Genomic DNA, 19,128 nt, shown 5'->3' with positions numbered 1-19,128 from the left:
CGAAACTCAGGGGTTGATATCGGTCTGCCGCTGGTCGACGCGGCGTCCGGCGGCGACCTGCCCGTGGACGGTGCCGCCGGTCATGATGACTCCTTGGTTCAGTATGAAACCGGCCTGAGCGCGGTAGACGGACACGTCGATGCCGCACTCGTCGCCCAGGTAGTCGAGGAGCGCCTCGTTGACGCGGCGCTCGATCAGCCGTGTGTACTTGTCGGCGTCCAGTTCCTGGATGAAGTCGTGGAAGTCGTCGTCGGCCGCCAGTTCCCGGACGCTGATCCGGGCACCGAAGTCGTAGACGGGCTCGCGCGCGGGGTCGACCGGGAACTGCGTCGCGAACGCCTCGCGGGACATCCGCCACAGCGTCCAGGCCAGCCGCTGGGGAGCCAGCAGCGGCGCGACGAACAACGCCGACCGCCCGGCGACGAGCGCCCGCCACAGCATCCTCGACCGGCTCCACGCGTACAGTTCGTCGACGATCCTGAAGGCGGGCCGGACGGGCGGGAGCACGGTCGCGGCGAACTGCCCGTACAGCATCCGGCCCTCGACCGCGAGGTGCACGAACGCCGTCAGCGCGACGTCCTGTTCCTCGGCCGGGGCGACCGGCACGCCGGCGGCCGTGCTGACCGCCTGGCGCTGGGCGCCGACCGTCACCCGCTGGAAGCAGCGCACGCCCGCCCTCGGGTGCCGGATGATCGCCGCCACGGCCGCCGGCGAGGCGACCGAGTGGGGCGCCCGCCAGGACGGGTCGATCAGCGGGTGGTCCCACAGCGGCTCGCCCGCCTGGAGCGGGCGCCGCACGCGCCGGCCGTGCGCCGTGACGTGCCATCCGGTGACCAGGCCGGAGATCCGCTCGTTCGGCGGCAGCGGCCGGGTGCGGGCCGCACTGCCGCCCGTCCCGCCGGAGGGGACGTCGTCGCGCATCTGGTGGAGCCGGGCACTGATGCGCTCGTGCATCACCACGGGGTCGACCGGTGCGGGGCCGTCCGGCCCGCCCTTCGAGCCCGGCCTCTCGCGATCCAGTTCGAGGACGATCGACCACACCTTCGCATGGGACGAATGAGGGTGGCCCGCGCCGATGAACGGATTGTCCCCTGAATAGAGCGTGATGTTGCCGTCCTGGGCCGTGCGGACGCGCCGCACGGCCCTGGCGAACCGCTGGAAGGAGGATTCGGAAGCGGAGTCGGCGGAGGCGGCCTGGGGAGCGACGGCCGGTCCGGGGCCCGGCCCGGCCGCCCCCGGCCACAGGTCCCGGGCGAGCAGCCGCAGCACCACGAACAGGTGCCCGATCACCGCGACCGCGTATCCGGCGGTCAGGGGAAGCACCACGGCGAGGAACATCGCCACGCCGAGCCGAGCGCGCCCGGCGATCCCCGCGTCGCCGAGAAACCCCGCCGGAAGAATGAGGACCGCTGCCACGGCCGCGAGGACCAGGCCGAGCGCCCACATCAGAGGCCACGACAGGATCAGGGCGAGCCCGAGGCGCCACCAGCCGGACAGACGCCGCCATGGGACGCGGACGAGCACCGCCGTGTAGCTGAACAGCATCACATAGGCGACGGCGAGCCCGGGGAGCATGAGGTAGAGCACCACCCAGATGCCCACGAGCATGGCGTCCCGGCCCAGGCGCAGGAGCCGCGCCCGGCGAGCGTGCCGGATCACCGGCTCCAGGTCGTACCCGTGCGACGGGACGATCGCCCGGTGCAACTCGTACACGTACTCCTTGAGCACCTGGTCACATAAGCCCTTGTCCAGGTACATCGCCGCACTGAGGTATCGGGTCAGGCTCTGCATGGGCCCCTGGCGGGCTTCGTACCTCGTGCCCTGGCCGAAGTGGGGGGCCTGCTGCGGGATCTCACTCTGCACGTCCAACGCCGGTCCTCCACGGCACGTCTGGCGGGCTTCGCGTGGAGGCAGAATTTAGCGCCGCATCCGGGAAAGCGGTAACTAATATCCGAAATGAGATGGGATCTCGATGAGGTGGCTCACTCCTCCTGGGGTTCGGGGGTGAGGAAGGGCAGGCCGTTGGACGGGTCCTCGAACGGGTCGACGAAGCGTTCGGCCCAGCTCAGTACGGGCTCCAGCCAGGCGTCGACGCGCATCGTCGCGGCGACGTGCTCGATCTGCTCGTCCTCCTCGAAGCCGATGGCCACGACCGTGAGGTCGCGGTAGAAGCCGGCGTGGTCGTCATCGCCGTAGAGGGCGGTGGTGGCCAGCGGGCGGTTCCGCTCCAGCTCCATCGACAGCGGATGTCGGCGCAACGCTCGCAGCCGGTGCCCCAGCCTCGGCTCCGGCGGCTGCTTGAGCCCGGGAAGCTGGTAGTCGAGCAGCGGGGCCGGGGCGTGCTTGTCGGGGACGCCCCCGCCATAGGGGAAGAGCCGGTCGAGCTCGTGCAGCCACCGCAGCTGCGGGATGACCCAGGCCGGACCGGGCGCCCGGCCCGGCACCGCGCCGTCCGCGCCCGCCGTGGAGGACCCGGCGCCGGACGCCGCGCCGAGCAGCCGCTGCGCCACGTCCGCCACCGCGGCCGTGAGATCCGCCGGAGGGAACGCGGTCCGCAGACCCGAGGCGCGGCGGGTCACCGCCCGTTCGAGGACGGTCGCGAGCGCGCACTCGCGCAGCCGCGGCGACAACCGGGACCAGGCGCGGCCCAGCTCTGCCGGGACCGCGGGCATGGGCCGGTTGACGACGTGCGCGAGGACGAGGGTGTCGGCCCACAGCCGCAGCCACGCCCGGTCGGGGTGGCCGGACACGAGGTCCGCCTCGCGCAGCTCGTACAGCGTGCAGGCCCGGCCGGACCGGCATTCGAGGCCGCAGGCGGCCGAGCGGCGGCCGTCCACGGGCGGCGGCGGGCCCGGCAGCTCGGCCTCGCGGCCCTCGCCGAGCGGGATCCGCACCCGCAGCGGGCGGTCCATGCCGTCGGCGAACACCGCGGCGACGCCGGGCCGCAGCGACACCACCTCGCGCGACTGGTCGACGTCCAGGTTCATCGCCGCGCCGACCTGGTGCCGGTCGTCGTGCGCGGGCAGCCGGTGCACCACCTTCAGCGCCGTGTTCTTGATCACGTCGGGGACGAGCTTGGTGGGGATCTGCTCGGCGACGATGATGCCCTCGCCGTAGGCGCGGATCTCCGCGAGCATCCCGGCGAACAGCTCGACCGCGTGCGAGCTGGTGCGCTCGGGACGGTTGCGCAGCAGCCGGTGCGCCTCCTCGATCACGATGACGTGCCGCAGCGCCGGGCCGGACGAGCGGTCGCGGCGCCGCTCGCGCATCCGCAGGTGCTCCACGATCCGGATGATCAGCGTGCCCATGAGGAACGCCTTGTCCTCGTCGTTCGCGACGTCCTCGATGGCGAGCACGATGTTGTCGCGCAGCATGCCGCCGATGTCGGCCGGGTGGCCGCCCTCGAAGAACCGGCCCGCCGAGCCGATGCGCAGGGACCGCAGCCGCACGTCCACGAAGCCCTGCACGTCGGCCATCAGCTCACGTCCGTACCCGACGTCGGAGATCACCTGGAGGGCCGCGTTCTGCAGCTGCTCCAGCGTCGGCACCGCGGGCTCGATCAGCGAGCCGGGCACGCCCGCGCCGGTCACCACGTCCCAGCCGTTGTTCTCGTAGACGCGCTGCAGCGCCTGCGCCATGATCTGCGGGAACGGCTCCTCGGCGTCGAACGCGGCCTGGAACAGCGCGCGGACCATGTCGATGTGCGCCTGCACCGGGTAGCCCGGCTCGGGCGCGAGCGGGTTCACCGACAGCGGCACCGACGCCGGGTCGGACGGGTTGACGACCGTCACCGGCCCGCCGAGGTCGGCGATCCGGCCCGCCATCGCCGCGTACTCCGACTTCGCGGGCTCGATCGCCAGCCACGGCACGCCGGCGCGGGTGAGCTGCTCCAGCAGGTGCCGGACGGTCTGCGACTTGCCCGCGCCCGTCGCGCCGGTGACGAACACGTGCCGGTTGATCGTCGAGCGCGGCACGGTGAGCCGGCCGACCTGCCGGTCCTGGGCGTCCAGGATCGCGCCGAGGTCGATCCGGCCGCCGTCCCGGTCGTCCGCGGACTCCGCCGTCTCGGACGTCTCGGACGTCACGTCGAAGTAGCCGGCGTCCAGCACCCGCAGCCCCGGCACCTCACGGCGGGGCAGCCCGGCCAGCGCGGCGAGCGCCCCGGCGGTCGCGACGAACGGGAAGCGCTGCTCGGCCTCGGCCGTGCGGAGCACGGCGGGCGCGGCGGGCCCGGCGTCCGGCCGCAGCGCCTCGGCGAACGAGCCGCCGCCGGGCCCGGACCGCAGCCGGTACGGGTGGTGGCCGAGCTCCATCGACCCGACGAGCACCGGCGCGATCTGGCCGAGCTCGGCCTGCGTCGCCGCGCCCGCGACGACCCGCACCCGCCACAGCCCGGCCTCGCGGAACGCGTCGAGCTCGGCGAGCCGCTGGTCCGCGCGGGCGACGGCGAGCCGGGCCTGCTCGTCCTCGCCGCGGCGCAGCATCCGCAGCTCGTGGTGCAGCTCGCGCATCTCGTCGTCGATCATCCGCTCGTCGCAGGGGTCGGCGACGACGAACCAGCCGAACGGCCGCTCCATCAGCGTGACCAGCGTCGACTCGAACAGGCTCGCGGCGGCGTCGGAGCGCCCGACCTGCGGGGCGAGCCGCCCGGGGCAGGAGGTCCACGCCATGCGGCCGGCCTGCCGCAGCCAGCCGTCCCCGATCGGGACGCCGCGCGCGCCGCTCGGGAACAGCAGCCCGCGCGCCTCCCCGCCCGGCGCCGGCTCGGGCCCGCCGACCGGGCCCGCGTTGGTGATCAGCTCCAGCGGGGCGCCGCCGCCCGGCGACAGCCAGCCGACGACGAACGGCCGGCCCAGCCGCGCCGCCGACAGCGCGGCGGGCAGCACGCTGACGAAGTCCCACTCCGCGGACGCGGCGCGCTCGGGCGCCGGGACGGCGAGGATGCGGTACCAGGGGCCGGGCAGCGACACCGGCTCACCCCCGCCCGCCGCGTCCGCGCCGTGCCGGGCCGGATGCCGGGCGGGCGGTTCCGGGGCGCGGGCGGCCGGTTCCTGGATCCGGCCGCGCATCCCGGGCGGCGGCATCCCCGGCGGCATCCCCGGGGAGCGGCCGGGGAAGGGTCCGGGAGGCATGCGCGGGGGCCGTCCCGGGGGCGGGCCTGGGGGCGTCGTCACTCCAGCATCCTGACGCGCCCGAGGCTCCCGCGCCACCGTCCCACCGGGTTCGGATGGCGCCGGTCAGAGCTCACGGTCGGGCTCGCTTTCAGGGCGGGGGCGCCTTGTGCCGGCCAGTGGGCTTCAGGGGCGGGACGGCCCGAGTGGACCGCGCGGCGGCGGCACCACGCGGAAGGGCGTGCCGGGCCCGCGGCTTGAAGTCGAGCTGGGACGAGGTGTCCAGCCGCGACACCGCCTCCGCCCGATACGACGCCTCAGGACGCCCCTGCACCTCGGGAAGGGATGACTCCTCAGAGAGGGACCGCTTCGCAGAGCGAGATTCCGCATCGGGATGAGCCTGCCCCTCAGGGAAGGGCCGCCCTTCGGGGAAAGACTGCGTCTCGGGACGGGCCTCCCCCTCAGGAGGTGGCCACGAACCTGGGAACGGCTGCGCCTCGGGGCGGGCTTGCCTCTCGGGGTGAGGCCGCGGGCCTGGGGGCGGCTTTGCCTCTGGGGAGGACGCCGGTTGCGGGTGGGGGCGCTCCTCGGGACGGGGCGTCATGTCTCGGTGGGCCGGTGCGTCCGGGCCGGCGGGGATGCCCGGCCGGGGCGTCGCGTCGTCCGGGTCGGGGCGGTTCAGGCGTTCCTGCTCGCGCTGGAACTCCTCCAGCTCCATCGAGTGGGTCGTCGGGAGGGTGATGATGCCGGGGTTGGCGTCGACCAGCAGGATCCGGCGGCCGGTGGCGCCGGAGTGGGTGAACACCATCGCGGTCGGCGGAAGCTCCTGGAGCTGCGGCGGCTCGACCCGCAGCTCGCGGAAGCGCGGCTTGCCGGCGCGCGGCGCGGCGACGGTGCGGGGCCAGGCCGTCGCGGCGCTGATGCCCTCGGCCAGCGCGGCGTCGTCGGCGGCGGGGGCGGGCAGCGGCGACCAGGCCGGGTCGGTGAGCCCGTCGCCGCGCGGGCGGGCGAACGCGACGGTGCTGGCGTAGCTCTCGCCCGCGAAGTCGAACAGCGACTCGGCGGCGGAGTCGGTCAGCTCGGCGACGAGCAGGCGCTGGTCGGTGCCGATGTGCTCGGCGGCGACGCGGGCGTCCTCGGGGTTGCCGAGGCGCATGAACCCGACCGCGGCGTGCCCGCGCCGGCCGAGCCGCTCGCGGACGTGCCCCGGGATCGAGCGGTACATCAGCACGAGGCCGGTGCCGGTGGCCTCGCACGCGTCGATGAGCCGGTCGAGGACGTCGCCGCGCAGCTTCTCGGCGCCGCACAGGAAGAGGGTGTGGTCCCACCGGTGCAGGGCCCGCGCCTCGCGGATGCGGTGGGTGAGCGCGGTCGTGACGTACGTCCCGAGGACGCGGTTGGTGAGAACGCCGGCGCGCCGGTCCATGGAGACCACGTGGAGCCGGGACGGCGGGAGCCGCACGGGCTCGGTGGCGAGCTTCTCCAGCTTGCGGAGCTGGGCCTCCAGGGCCCAGGCGCGGCGGACCACGATGCGGTCGGTGGCGTCGCGGCCGAACAGCGTCGCGATCCGCTCCAGCTGGCCGTCGGTGAGCAGGCCCTTGCGCAGGTCGTCGCGCGGGTCGCCGACCTGGGCGAGGACGCGCAGCGCCGCGGTGATGCGCGGGATCGTGGCGTCCGGCCCGAGCACGTCGATGATCCGCTCAAGGATCGAGTTGTCGAACGACAGGTCGCGGGTGCCGTCCTGCTCCTCGCCCGCGCCGACCACCAGGGACAGCACGTCGGCGAGGGCCTCGGGGGACAGCCCGCGCGTGACGTCCAGCCGGGGCAGGTCGGCGGGCAGCACCCACACCAGCGGGTCGTCGCCGCGGTCGGCGGCCAGCCGCAGCAGGTCGTGCGCGACGGCGCCCTCGGACAGGTCGATGACGGTGAGGCGGGCGCCGACCGCCAGCCGGGCGGCGCCCATGGTGGTGACGGCGGCGGACCAGCCGGCGAGCGTCCCGCCGACGACGTCGACGCGGTCGACGCCGGGCGGGACGGCGACGGGGTACCACTCGCGCTGGCTCTCGTAGGCGCGGTGCCGCCGCTCCCATTCGCCCATGGCCTCGGCGTGGGCCCGTTCCGCGGCGGCGCGCTCGCGGTCGATGGCGGCGCGCTCGCGCTCGCCGCGCTCGCGTTCCAGGGCCAGCCGCTCCCGGATGCCGCGCTCGTCGCGCCACAGCGCTCCGCCGGTGATGCCGAGGATCACCGCGCAGGCCAGCAGCGCCACGGCGGCGAACGGCCACGGCAGGACGCCGATCACGGCGCAGGCCAGGAACAGCACGACGCCGACGAGAGTCCCGCCGGTGGCGATGCGCAGCGGCCGGGCGGCCAGGTGCTCGGCGGGCCGCCGGGCGGGCGCCGGGACCGGGGGCCGCGCGGCCCGCTCCGGGAGGCCGGGGGGCGGCCCCGGGTCCGGGTGCACCTGCGCGTACCGCCAGCCCACATGAACGCGGTCGGCTTGTGTGAGCCGCGGCGTCGCGGACCCGCTCGCCATGTCCGTCACGTCAGGAGACCCCTGGGTGTCGCGGGAAATATGGGTACGCCTGGGGGTAGTCGGGTTGGTTTCTTACACCACACAGGGTAAAGAGCTTGCCGGGTTCCCGCGCCTCGTTCAATGGAACGAGGCGGCAATTCGGTCACCCCGGGGGCCCACGGGAAAGATCGGGCGGCACGTCCCGGGGCTGTTGGCCGGATGCGGCCAACAATGGGCACGGAATGGACGGTCCGAAACCGACCCCGGTGGGTAGCGGATCCGGAGGGCAGCCTTCGCCAGTGGTGAACGACCCGGTCAGCGCCACCGTGGTGGGTGAATGGCCGGTGAACCGGCCGAGGCGGCTTGTCAGGATTTGCCGGGTCGGTCGGCGGTCTGCCGCGCCCGCCGGTCCTCCAGCCACAGCCGGCCCGCCTCGGCGGGGTCGCCGTCGAAGACGATCCTGCCCTGGCGGAGCGTCACGCCCCGGTCGCAGAGGCGGGTGAGCATCGGGATGTCGTGCGCCACGATGACCATCGTGCGCCCCTCGCCGCGCAGCTCACGGATGCGCTCCAGGCACTTCTCGCGGAACGGCGGGTCGCCGACCGCCAGCACCTCGTCGATGAGGAAGATGTCGGGCTCGGTGTGCGCGGCGATCGAGAACGCCAGCCGCATGAACATGCCCGACGAGTAGAACCGCACCTCGTTGTCCAGGAACCGCTCGACGCCGGAGAACTCGACGATCGCGTCGAACTTGCGCCTGGTCTCCGCCTCGGACATGCCGAGGATCGCCGCGTTCAGGTAGACGTTCTCCCGGCCGGTCAGGTCGGGGTGCAGGCCCGCGCCGACGTCGATGAGCCCGGCGATCCGCCCGCGCACCCGGACCGACCCCGCGTCCGGGCTCATCACCCCGGACATCAGCTTGAGCAGGGTGCTCTTGCCGGAGCCGTTGAGCCCCATCAGCGCGACGGTCTCGCCTCGGTGAAGGGTCAGGCTCACCCCGTCCAGCGCGTCGAACGTCTCCGACAGCCGCTGCCGCCGCAGCGCCCGGATCGTCATCTCCCGGATCGACCGGGCGTGCCGCAGCGTGAACCGCTTGCTGACCCCGTCGACCACGATGGACGGGACGGGCGCGCCGGCGTCCCCGGGCGCGGCCGCGCTCCCAGGCGCGTCCGTGCTCGCGTCCGTGCTCGCGTCCGTGCTCGCGTCCGTGCTCGCGTCCGTCGTCACGTCACCGCTCATGTCACCGCTCATGCCGCTACAGCTCCTGGGCGAATCGCCGCTGGGCGCGGGAGAACGTCAGGGACCCGATCATGAACACCAGCACGGCCACCGCGAGGGCCGCCCCGGCGCGCCCGTACATCTGCGGCGGGAACGCGAAGCCGCCGCGCGTCCCGGGGGCCCAGAACGCGCGCTGGAACAGGCTGACCGCGGAGACCAGCGGGTTCGCCAGGTAGGCGTCCAGCACCCAGGACGGCGCGCGCTCGCGGACCTGCGTCCACGGGTAGATCATCGGCACCGACCAGGTGATGACGATCATCAGGATGTCCACGACCTGCTCCAGGTCGCGGAAGAACACGTTCACCCCGGCGCACAGCAGCCCCAGCCCGAACCCGAGCACGACGATGATGGCGAACCCGAGGACGGCGGCACCGAGCCCCGCCGGGTCCGGCCGCCACCCGTACGCCAGCGCCCCCGCCAGCATGATCGCGAAGCCGGGCAGGAAGTGCACGAGCGACACCAGCAGCGACGCCGCCGGGAACAGCTCGCGCGGCAGGAACACCTTCTTGACCAGCGGGCCGTTCCCGGTCACCGAGCGGGTGCACGAGTGGAGGGTCTCGGTGAACAGGTTCACCAGGACCATCCCCGAGAACAAGTAGACCGGGAAGTGCTCCACCCGTTGGTCCATCCCGAGGAAGATCCCGACCACGAAGAAGTACACGGCGAAGTGCACGGCCGGACGGACGTAGGACCAGCCGAGCCCGAGCAGGGACCCCTTGTACCGGGCCTTCAGCTCGCGCCGCACCAGCAGCCGCAGCAGGTACCTGTCGGCCAGGACCCGCCCGAGCCCGCCGTTCGCGCCGGGCGTGACCAGCGGCGGCAGGTCCCCCGGGGACACGGCGCTCATATCCGGCTCATCTCCGCCTCACCGCCGGCTCACTCCCGCGCCGATCCGGCCGCCTCGAAGGTCTCCCGCCACGCCTCGGGCGAGGCGAGGTCGGCCGCGGCGGCGCGGTAGCGGACGGCGAGGCCGTCCCACTCGCGGGTGAGCCGGGCGTGCAGCACGCCGCTGCGCCGCAGCAGCCCGCGGAACTTGCGCGGGTCGCGCTGGTACCAGGTGACCTTGGTGCCGTCGGCGGAGGACACCAGGGCGCTGTCGAACTTCGACAGCATCCCCCAGTGCTGGTCGAGGTGGGCGACGGCGGCCTGCGGGTTGCGCAGCGCCTGCTCGTCGACCGGGCCGAGGTGCTTGAGCGCCCCGGTCAGCGCCGTCATGATCACCTTCGACCGGCCCTTGGGCGGGGCGGGGTTGCGGCCGCGCCGGGGCGGCCGGCCGCGCACGTCCGGGAACGCCTCGACGCTCTCCCGGGCCTGCGCGTCGGCGAACGCGGCGCGCACCCGGCGGATCTCCTTGATCTTCGTGGCCATGCCGGCGTGCATGTGCTCGGGCCCGCTCAGGACGTCCTCCAGCGCCGTCATCATCAGCTCGGCGGTGGAGTAGCGCATGGCCAGGGCGTGCTTCACCGAGATGATGAAGCACTCCTTGAGCAGGTTGCCGCCGCGCTCGTACGGGGAGTGCAGCAGCGCGGTGACCAGCCGGTTGCGCCAGTGGTAGTACGCCTGCCAGTCGATGCCGTCGTCCTTGTCCTGCCACGGGACGTGCCAGGCGGCGACGCCGGGCAGCGACACCGTCGGGAACCCCGCGGCCTGGGCGCGCACGCCGTACTCGGCGTCGTCCCACTTGATGAACATCGGCATGGACAGCCCGATCTTGCCGATGGTCTCGACCGGGATCAGGCACATCCACCAGCCGTTGTAGTCGGCGTCGACCCGGCGGTGCAGCCAGGGCGTGTCGCGCAGGCCGTTGTCCTTCTCGGCGAAGTCGTGCTCGGCCCAGGTGTGCGCGGCCGGGCCCCACCACCAGCGGTACCGCTCGATGGTCTCGCCGAACGCGTGCAGCTGGGAGCGGACGTACAGGTTGAACATGTGCCCGCCGACGATGGTGGACGTCTTGGCGTGGTCGGCGAAGGCGATCGCCCGCAGGATCCCCTCGCTCTCGGTCACCACGTCGTCGTCGAGGAGCAGCACGTAGTCGCTGCGCCCGGCGCGGACCGTCTCGTCCATGGACCGGGCGAACCCGCCGGAGCCACCGAGGTTGCCCTGGTCGATGACGCGCAGCCGCCCGCCCAGCGCGTCCCGCGCGGCGGCGAAGCCGGGGTGGTCCTCGATCCGGTCGGTGCCCTGGTCGACGACGAGGACCTCGTCGATCGCCGCCAGCACCTCGGGCGCCTCGCCGAGCGCGACGAGCTGGTCGACGCAGAACGCCGCCCGGTTGTAGGTGGTGATGCCGATGCTCGCGGTGCCCGGCCGGACGTGCCCGGCCGCCGCGCACCACTCGGCCCGTTCGAGGACGGCGGTGCGCTCGCCCGCCGCGAGGTCGAACCAGTACCAGCCGCCGTCGACGAACGGCTGGAGCGGCAGCGTGAGCGTGCGCTCCTCCGCCGTCTCGGAGTCGACCTTGATGGACGCGACGCGGTGCACGTGGCCCTTCGCGCTGGACCGGTAGACGATCACGGTGGCCTGGCCGCGCACCCGGACCCGCAGGATCGCCGCGTCGACGTGGGTCCAGCGCCGCCAGTACCCGGCCGGGAACGCGTTGAAGTACGTCGCGAACGACACCCGCCGCCCGACCGGGACCACGACGGTGCGGCGGCCGGCGTTCTCCGCCGGCGCCGCGCCGGGCTCGCCCGTCCCGGCGGCGCCGGGCTCCGCGGACGCGTCGGCGAGGCCCGCCTCCACGGCGGCCTCCTCGGCGAGGGCCTCGGCGCCGCGGACCATCTGGCCCTCGATGTACAGCGCCAGGACGTCCAGGTCGCGGCCGACGGGCAGGACGACGCGCTGCAGCGTCCGCAGCGCGTCCCCGCCGTCGTGCTCCGGGGATGGGGTCATGCGTCCGCTCCTCCACTGACCAGGCGGGCTCCCTCGGTGAAGTGCGGCCGCAGCCGGTTGTCCACCAGTCCGAGCGCGCTCGCGATCGCCATGTGCATGTCGAGGTACCTGTAGGTGCCGAGCCGCCCGCCGAACAGGACGCCGTCCTCGCGCGCCGCGAGCTCGCGGTAGCGCAGCAGCCGGGCCCGGTCCTCCGGGGTGTTGATCGGGTAGTACGGCTCGTCGCCGCGGGCGGCGAACCGGGAGAACTCACGCATGATGACCGTGCGGTCGCGGGGGTAGCGGTCCCGCTCGGGGTGGAAGTGCCGGAACTCGTGGACGCGCGTGTAGGGCACGTCCTCGTCGGCGTAGTTCATGACGGCCGTGCCCTGGTAGTCGCCGGTGGGCAGGACCTCGGTCTCGAAGTCCAGCGTGCGCCAGCCGAGCTCGCCCTCGGCGAAGCCGAAGTAGCGGTCGAGCGGGCCGGTGTAGACGACGGGGACCCGCCCGGCGAGGTCGTCGCGCACGTCGAAGAAGTCGGTGCCGAGGCGCACCTCGATGTTCGGGTGGTCGGCCATCCGCTCCAGCCAGGCCGTGTACCCGTCGACCGGGAGGCCCTCGTGGACGTCGTTGAAGTACCGGTTGTCGAAGGTGTACCGGACGGGCAGCCGCGTGATGATCTCGGCGGGCAGCTCTCGCGGGTCGGTCTGCCACTGTTTCGCCGTGTAGCCGCGGACGAACGCCTCGTACAGCGGCCGCCCGATCAGCGAGATCGCCTTCTCCTCCAGGTTGCGGGCCGGGCCGCCGTCCCCGCCCGCCTGCCCGCCCGCCTGCTCGGCGATGAGCGCGCGCGCCTCGTCCGGCGACATGATCCGGCCGAAGTAGGCACAGATCGTGCCGAGGTTGATGGGCATCGGGTAGACGCGGCCCTTGTAGGCCGAGAAGACGCGGTGCTGGTAGCCGGTGAACGCGGTGAACCGGTTGGCGTACTCCCACACCCGCTCGTTGGAGGTGTGGAACAGGTGCGCGCCGTACCGGTGGATCTCGATCCCGGTCTCCGGCTCGTCCTCGCTGTAGGCGTTCCCGCCGAGGTGGTCGCGGCGCTCCAGGACGAGCACCCGCAGGCCGAGCGCGGCGGCGCACCGCTCGGCGACGGTGAGACCGAAGAGGCCGGAGCCCACGACCACGAGATCAACGTTCACTGGGCGGCGTCCATCTCCATGCGTGGCCGGGGGGACGGGGAGCGGGGCGGGAGCGGCGCCGAGCGGGTGCGGGAGGCCCGGCGTCAGGCGAGCACGGCCGGGTGCGGGCTCGGTGACCACCTGCTCCCACGGTGCGGATGCCCCGTTAAGATACCGGCTGATCGGTCGGCGGTCGTACATGATCCCTAGGAAGCCCGTGTCAGTACCACCTCCGGGATCGGCACCCGGGGCCCGTGCGCGCGACGCGCGCCCCGTGGTGTTCCTGCACCTCGGGGCCGCCAAGAGCGGAACGACGTACCTCCAGAACGCGCTCTGGCACAACCGTGACCGGCTGCGGGACGAGGGGGTCCTCTACCCCGGCCGCGACCACGCCGCGCACGTCCGCGCGGCCTTCGATCTGCGCGGGACCTTCTTCCCCGACGCGACCGATCCCTACACGCGCGGCGCCTGGGCGGACCTCGTGGAGCGGGTCCGGGACTGGCCCGGCCGGGTGGTCATCTCGCAGGAGCTGTTCGCGCCGACGCGGCACGAGCGCGTGGCGCGGGCGCTCGCCGACCTGGACTTCGCCGAGGTCCATCTCGTCTTCACCGCCCGCGACCTCGCCCGGCAGATCCCGGCGCACTGGCAGGAGGACGTCAAGAACCGGTACACGACGTCGTTCGCCGAGTTCATGGCGGCGCTGCGGAGCCGGGACTGGGAGAACTCCGAGGTGGCATGGCTCTTCTGGGGGCTGCAGGACCCGGTGGAGGTGCTGGACCGGTGGGGGTCGGCGCTGCCGCCGGGGCGCGTCCACCTGGTCACGCTCCCCCGGCCGGGCGCGCCCAGTGACCTGCTCTGGCGCCGGTTCTGCCGGGTGATCGGGCTCGACCCGGAGAGCTGCGACCTGTCCCGGTCGTTCGCCAACCCGTCCCTCGGGCTCGCCGAGACGCAGCTGCTGCTGCGGCTGAACCGGGCCCTTGAGGACGGGGACTGGCACTTCTACAACGACGAGGTCAAGCACTATCTGGCGCAGGACGTGCTGACCCGGCGGCGCGGCTCGGCGCGCATCGGCATGCCCGCCGGGGACCACGCCTGGGCGGCGGAGCGGGCCGCCGCGATGTGCGCTGACCTGCGCGCCGCCGGATACGACGTCGTCGGTGATCTCGACGAGCTGCTGCCCGGCCCGCACCCGGGCGACGGCGCGCCGCACCCCGACTCGCCCGTCTGGGGCGACCTGGCGGACGCGGGCGTGGACGCGGCGGTGGCCGTCCTGCGCCGCATCGCCGAGGTGGAGGCCGAGCTCGCGGGGATGCCGGACGGCGACCTCACCGCGGCCGAGCGGGTCGACCTGCTGCTCGACGGCACCGGGCGGCTGGCCGCCCGGGTCGGGCATCTGGCGGACGGCACCGTCCCGCTGATCAGGAGGGCGGTGCGGACACTGAGCGAGCGCCATCCCGTGGTGGGCCGGATGCGCGAGGCGTACTGGCGCGCCCAAGCCGGTGAGCAGGCCGGCGACGACCAGGGGGGCGGCGCCCACGACGAGACGAGCACGAGGTGACCGAGCACATGGACCGAGCCCAGCCCGCCAAGGCCGTTTACCTGCATGTCGGCGCGCCGACCGCGGGTGGGGCGTTCCTGCAGAAGGCACTCTGGGACAACCGCCGCCGCCTGGCCGCCGACGGTGTGTCCTACCCCGTCACCGGCCCGCTGGAGCACTTCGGTGCGGTGATGGACCTGCGCGACCTGACGTGGGGCGGGCACCGGGACCCCGCCTGGGACGGGGCGTGGGAGCAGATCGCCAAGCGGGCCCGCGACTTCGAGGGCGACACCGTCGTGCTGTCGCAGGAGCTGCTCGGCGGCGCCGACGAGCGGCAGGTGGAGCGGGCTGCCGGTTCCTTCGGGGACGCCGAGGTGCACGTGGTGTTCATGACCCGCGACCTGGGCTGGCAGCTCATCTTCGACTGGCAGGAACAGGTCCGGCACACCCACACCATCACCTTCGAGAAGTTCGTCGACGACCTCGTCGTGCACGGCATCGACGCGCCCGCCCCCTACGGCGAGATGTTCTGGGGGCTGCACGACCCGCTGCGGGTGCTGCGGACGTGGGAGACGGCGGTGCCCCGGGACCGGATCCACCTGCTGACACTGCCACCGCCGGGCGGGCCGCCGGGGCTGCTGTGGCACCGCTTCTGCGCGCTGACCGGCATCGACGGCGACCGCTACGACGTCTCCGGCGCCCCCGAGGACGAGCCGCTGTCGGTGCTGGAGGCGGAGCTGCTGCGGCGGCTGAACGGCTCTCTCGCGGCGGTGCTGGGCGGCGAGTACGAGCGGATCGTGGGCCGCTACCTCACCGGCGGGGGGCTGGGCGAGGGCGCCGAGCTGGTCGGCAAGACCACGATGGGCCTTCCGCCCGAGCACGCCGCGTGGGCGGCCCGGCGCACCGGCGAGATCGCGGCGGCGATCCGGGCGGCGGGCTACCGCGTCCACGGCGACCTGGCCGAGCTGACCACCTCCCGGCACCCGGCGCCCGCGCTGATGCCGGGTGACCTGCCCGAGGAGGACGTCGCGACGGCGTCGACGGGCGTGGTCGTGCACCTGCTGGCGCGGCTGGCCGAGGCGCGTGAGCGCGTCGGGCTGGCGCAGCTGCACGCCGACCTGGTCGGCGTGCAGGACGGGCTGGACCGGCTGCTGGAGGCCGCGAGCGCACCGGCGCCGGGGCTGCGCAGGGCGGTCCGGCGCGCGGGCATCGGCCGATGAACGCCGCCACGCCCCCGAACCCCGCCCCGAACCCCGGAACGGACACCGCACCGGACACCGCATCCGCCCCCGGAACGAACACCGCGCCGGACACGGCGCCGGTCGTCGTCGCGGTGGTCGTCACCTACAACCGGGTCGCGCTGCTGGCCGAGGCCCTGGCCGCGCTGCGCGCGCAGACCCGCGCGCCCGACCGGGTCGTCGTCGTGGACAACGCGTCCGGCGACGGCACGCCCGCGATGGTGCGCGCGGAGTTCCCGGAGGCGGAGCTGCTGGAGCTGGCCGCGAACACCGGCGGCGCGGGCGGGTTCGCGGCGGGCATCGCGCACGCGCTGCGACCGGACGCGCCCGGCGGCGCCGTGGACCAGCTGTGGCTGCTGGACGACGACACCGTCCCCGAGCCGGGCGCCCTCGCGGCGCTGCTCACCGCCCGCCGCTCGGGCGGAGACGGCAGGAAAGGCGGGGACGGGCCGCCGGTGCTGGTCGCCAGCCGCGTCGTGTGGACCGACGGGCGCGACCACCCGATGAACACCCCGCGTGAGAAGCCCCGCGCCGCCGCGTCCGAGCGCGCCGCGGCGCGGGCGGTGAACGGGTACCCGATCCGGTCCGCGTCGTTCGTGTCGGTGCTGGTCGACGCCGGGCGGGTCCGCGAGCGCGGGCTCCCGGTCGCCGACTACTTCCTGTGGAACGACGACTTCGAGTTCACGACCCGGATCCTGCGCGGGCGGCGCGGGCTGCTGTGCCGCGACAGCGTGGTCGTCCACAAGACCGCGACGTTCGGGTCCACGGACGCCGACCCCGGCGAGCGCTTCTACTTCGAGGTGCGCAACAAGATCTGGCTGTTCACCCGCAGCCGGGGGCTCTCCCCGGCCGAGCGCGCGCTGTACGGCGCGTCCACGCTGCGCCGGTGGGGGCGGACCTTCGCGGGGTCGCGGGACCGGGCGACGCTGCGCCGCTGCCTGGCCCGCGGCCTCGCCGACGGCGTGCGCTCGCGGCCACGGCCGACCGCCGAGATCCTGCGAGACCTCGGCGTCCGGCCCGGCGTCTGACCCGCCGCGAGGCCGCCGCCGGGCCGCCACAGGGCCGCCGCGGGCTCAGCGGCGGATGGCGACGAACCCGCCGTGGCGCAGGCCGTCCAGGATCTTCCACGCGGCCGGGTCGAACTGGGCGCGGCTGAACCGCACCGGCTCCTTGACCTGGAGCGGCCGGAACGTCAGGCCGGTGCCCTCCCGCCTCAGCACGAACACGTCGATGGCACCGAACCGGGTGCGCGCCGACTCCTCGGCGAACCGCGCCGGGTCGCCGTAGGAGGCGACCCGCCGCAGCTCGGCCAGCCGGTCGTCGAACCGCGCGGTGGCCGCCGACGCCGTCCGCATCGCGCTGATGTAGCCCCGCCACGGCAGCAGCGCGAAGAGCTGCTCGTCGAAGCTCACCGTGGCGGGCGCCGCGCCCGCGCCACGGATCCGCTCGGCGGCGGCCCGGATCCGCTCGACCGGGATCATCTCCGAGTGGACGCCCGCCTCGGCGGCCTCCGCCGCGTACCGGGGCCGTCCGCCGCCGGGCAGCCGCTGCGCGTGCGCCTGGACGGTCTGCCGGTTCAGCCACCCGCCGCTGGCCGGGTCGGGGACGGCGACGTTGTCGTCCTTCGGGATCCAGCGGCTCGCGGGCATCCACGACGACCAGCACACGAACCCGGCCATCGCGGTGAGGGCGGCGACCACGGCGACGCCCGTGCCGGGCGGGACCGGCCGTGCCGCCCGCTCGGCGACGCGCGGCGCCGCCTCGGCCGCGCCGAGCACCGCCGCCACGACCAGGAGCGCGGAGATCAGCGGGGTGGTGTAGTAGTACAGCCCGGTGTGCCCGGTGAACCCCCAGCGGGCCATGTTGACGACCCGGTAGGCGTACACGCCCAGCAGGAGGGTCAGCAGCGGGCTCGCCCACCACGCCGAGCGGCGGTACCAGACCATCGCCGCGAGTCCCGCGAGCTGGACGACGCCGAGCGGCGTCGGCTGCAGGAACGGGAACGGGCTCTCCGAGCTCTGCGGCGCGTCCCACATATCGGCGACCTGCTTGCCGCCGCCCGCCATCGCCACCGCGTACGGGACGAGGAACCACGACGACAGCACCAGCACGACCGCCGCCGTCTTGGCCAGGTGCAGGACGTAGGCCGTGCGGTCCGCCGCGTCCCGCCGGACCGTCCAGGCGAGGACGAGGATGCCGGGCGCGGCGTACAGCAGGAAGCCGAAGTAGATCTGGAACGTCACCGCGCCGATCAGCCCGGCGGGCAGCCAGCCCAGCGCGCCCCGCTCGGGTCGTCCGACCGTCGAAAGCAGCCAGGGCAGCACCACGGCCAGCGCGAGCACCTCGTAGGACTTGCTCGGCGCGGGGAAGACGGCGAACACCAGCACGATGGCGGCCAGCGCGACGGGCGCGGCGACGAGCCGGTGCCACAGCGCGAACCCGGCCACGACCGCGCCGGACGTCACGATGATCTCGGCGGGCGCGAGCAGCCGCCAGGCCGGCTCGTCCAGCAGCACCGCGGCCTTGCCGACCAGGTAGGGGAACAGCGGCGGGTACTCCGACGGGACGCCGGCGACGATCCCGTCGGAGCTGGACCAGGTCGTGGTGTAGCGGGTGGCCATCGCCGAGATCCGGCCGGTGTCGCTCCAGGCGCCCTCGAACGCGAACGGCGTGCCGTGCAGGGCGGTGCGCATCAGCAGCACGGTGAACGCGGCGAACAGCCCGGCCGCCAGGCCCGTCACCCACGGCTCCCGGCGGCGCAGCGCCACCGCGGCCACCGCCGCGAGGACGATCCCGCCGAGCGCCAGGGGCAGGTCGGCGTCCTGCTGCCGGAAGGGGTCGGCGCCCGTCCAGACGGGGACGGCGGCGGCGAGCGGCGCGGCCACCAGCCACGCGACGGCCGCGACGAGCGCCGGGTGCGCCAGGGCGCGGGCGAGCGGCCCGCGCCGGGCGTGCGCCGGCGCGTCCGGCCGGTGGGGGACGTGGCCGACGTCGCCGGCGGGTCCAACCGTGGTCATGGCCACCCTGTCCTGTCGCATGCCTGTCTCGTTCATGGGAGCGCGCGAGGTCACTCGACCTCGACGTAGTCCAGCTGTCCTTTGCCCGTCACCTGACGGAACGCGAGCGTGTTGCGCCCGGCGACGAGGTCGACGCGCGCGCCCGCCGTCGTCCAGTCGCCGCCGCGGGTCCTACGCGGGCGCACGGTCGCGGCGGGACGGCCGTTCACGGCGAGCTCCTGTTCGCCCGCCGCGCCGGACCGGTCGGCGTACCGGATCCGGACGTCGTAGCGTCCCGTCTCCGGCGCGACGACGTCCAGCTCGACCTTGCAGCCGTGCGCGAGCGGGCCGAGCGCCCGGCCGCCGGACGCCTTCGGGCGGCGGGCGGGCGAGGCGCAGCCGCCGGC

General features: G+C 74.3%; 12 protein-coding genes. 3 read left to right on the top strand and 9 right to left on the bottom strand.

Annotated elements, in window-relative coordinates; genetic code table 11:
• Positions 1-6: 6 nt before the first annotated feature.
• The 7 genes from E1291_RS41720 to glf all read right to left on the bottom strand — a co-directional run bounded on the left by E1291_RS41720 (position 7) and on the right by glf (position 12,971).
• On the bottom strand, positions 7-1,863 hold the full coding sequence (locus E1291_RS41720; RefSeq protein WP_503108233.1) for an AbeC-like domain-containing protein: 1,857 nt from the start codon (positions 1,861-1,863) through the stop codon (positions 7-9).
• Positions 1,864-1,982: 119 nt separating this feature from the next.
• Positions 1,983-5,132 (bottom strand): ATP-binding protein, encoded by a 3,150-nt coding sequence (locus E1291_RS02845; protein ID WP_278045219.1) that lies wholly within the window; start codon positions 5,130-5,132, stop codon positions 1,983-1,985.
• Between the two features lie 130 nt (positions 5,133-5,262).
• Positions 5,263-7,644: a hypothetical protein gene (locus tag E1291_RS02840; protein ID WP_242613902.1), complete on the bottom strand. Its 2,382-nt coding sequence runs from the start codon at positions 7,642-7,644 to the stop codon at positions 5,263-5,265.
• Between the two features lie 345 nt (positions 7,645-7,989).
• Complete coding sequence (locus E1291_RS02835; protein ID WP_242613901.1) at positions 7,990-8,874, bottom strand: ABC transporter ATP-binding protein; 885 nt, start codon at positions 8,872-8,874, stop codon at positions 7,990-7,992.
• A gap of 4 nt (positions 8,875-8,878) precedes the next feature.
• Positions 8,879-9,748: an ABC transporter permease gene (locus E1291_RS02830; protein WP_131735945.1), complete on the bottom strand. Its 870-nt coding sequence runs from the start codon at positions 9,746-9,748 to the stop codon at positions 8,879-8,881.
• A 29-nt stretch (positions 9,749-9,777) separates the two neighbouring features.
• Complete coding sequence (locus tag E1291_RS02825; RefSeq protein ID WP_131735944.1) at positions 9,778-11,790, bottom strand: glycosyltransferase; 2,013 nt, start codon at positions 11,788-11,790, stop codon at positions 9,778-9,780.
• On the bottom strand, positions 11,787-12,971 hold the full coding sequence (gene glf, locus E1291_RS02820; RefSeq protein ID WP_131735943.1) for a UDP-galactopyranose mutase: 1,185 nt from the start codon (positions 12,969-12,971) through the stop codon (positions 11,787-11,789). Before glf ends, E1291_RS02825 begins: the two co-directional genes overlap by 4 nt.
• 253 nt (positions 12,972-13,224) lie before the next feature.
• On the opposite strand from glf, the gene E1291_RS02815 reads away from it, so the two are divergent.
• From E1291_RS02815 to E1291_RS02805, 3 genes are read left to right on the top strand one after another with little or no spacing between them, the layout of a single operon-like run.
• Positions 13,225-14,508 carry a hypothetical protein gene (locus E1291_RS02815; protein ID WP_131735942.1) on the top strand — a complete coding sequence of 428 codons (1,284 nt, stop codon included), beginning with the start codon at positions 13,225-13,227 and terminating at the stop codon, positions 14,506-14,508.
• On the top strand, positions 14,505-15,707 hold the full coding sequence (locus tag E1291_RS02810) for a hypothetical protein (protein WP_131735941.1): 1,203 nt from the start codon (positions 14,505-14,507) through the stop codon (positions 15,705-15,707). The genes E1291_RS02815 and E1291_RS02810 overlap by 4 nt, the downstream gene beginning before the upstream one ends.
• A complete protein-coding gene (locus E1291_RS02805) occupies positions 15,704-16,753 on the top strand; it encodes a glycosyltransferase (RefSeq protein ID WP_131735940.1) in 1,050 nt (349 codons plus the stop codon). The genes E1291_RS02810 and E1291_RS02805 overlap by 4 nt, the downstream gene beginning before the upstream one ends.
• A gap of 45 nt (positions 16,754-16,798) precedes the next feature.
• Here E1291_RS02805 and E1291_RS02800 read toward each other — a convergent pair whose 3' ends face one another.
• Positions 16,799-18,742 carry an arabinofuranosyltransferase gene (locus E1291_RS02800; RefSeq protein ID WP_165494931.1) on the bottom strand — a complete coding sequence of 648 codons (1,944 nt, stop codon included), beginning with the start codon at positions 18,740-18,742 and terminating at the stop codon, positions 16,799-16,801.
• Positions 18,743-18,792: 50 nt separating this feature from the next.
• Positions 18,793-19,128 (bottom strand): carbohydrate-binding protein (locus E1291_RS02795; protein WP_131735938.1); only part of this gene is annotated, 336 nt, incomplete at its 5' end.

The sequence above is a fragment of the Actinomadura roseirufa genome (genome assembly GCF_900659635.1).
Lineage (GTDB): Bacteria > Actinomycetota > Actinomycetes > Streptosporangiales > Streptosporangiaceae > Spirillospora > Spirillospora roseirufa.
Note: the sequence above shows the minus strand (reverse complement) of the source record. Positions and strands in the feature narration are given on the sequence as shown.

Bases quoted from the DNA above. Each gene is read 5' to 3' on its own strand.
- E1291_RS02845 (WP_278045219.1), bottom strand. From the start codon at position 5,132: ATGCCTCCCGGACCCTTCCCCGGCCGCTCCCCGGGGATGCCGCCGGGG.
- E1291_RS02840 (WP_242613902.1), bottom strand. From the start codon at position 7,644: ATGGCGAGCGGGTCCGCGACGCCGCGGCTCACACAAGCCGACCGCGTT.
- E1291_RS02835 (WP_242613901.1), bottom strand. From the start codon at position 8,874: ATGAGCGGTGACATGAGCGGTGACGTGACGACGGACGCGAGCACGGAC.
- E1291_RS02830 (WP_131735945.1), bottom strand. From the start codon at position 9,748: ATGAGCGCCGTGTCCCCGGGGGACCTGCCGCCGCTGGTCACGCCCGGC.
- E1291_RS02825 (WP_131735944.1), bottom strand. From the start codon at position 11,790: ATGACCCCATCCCCGGAGCACGACGGCGGGGACGCGCTGCGGACGCTG.
- E1291_RS02805 (WP_131735940.1), top strand. From the start codon at position 15,704: ATGAACGCCGCCACGCCCCCGAACCCCGCCCCGAACCCCGGAACGGAC.
- E1291_RS02800 (WP_165494931.1), bottom strand. From the start codon at position 18,742: ATGACCACGGTTGGACCCGCCGGCGACGTCGGCCACGTCCCCCACCGG.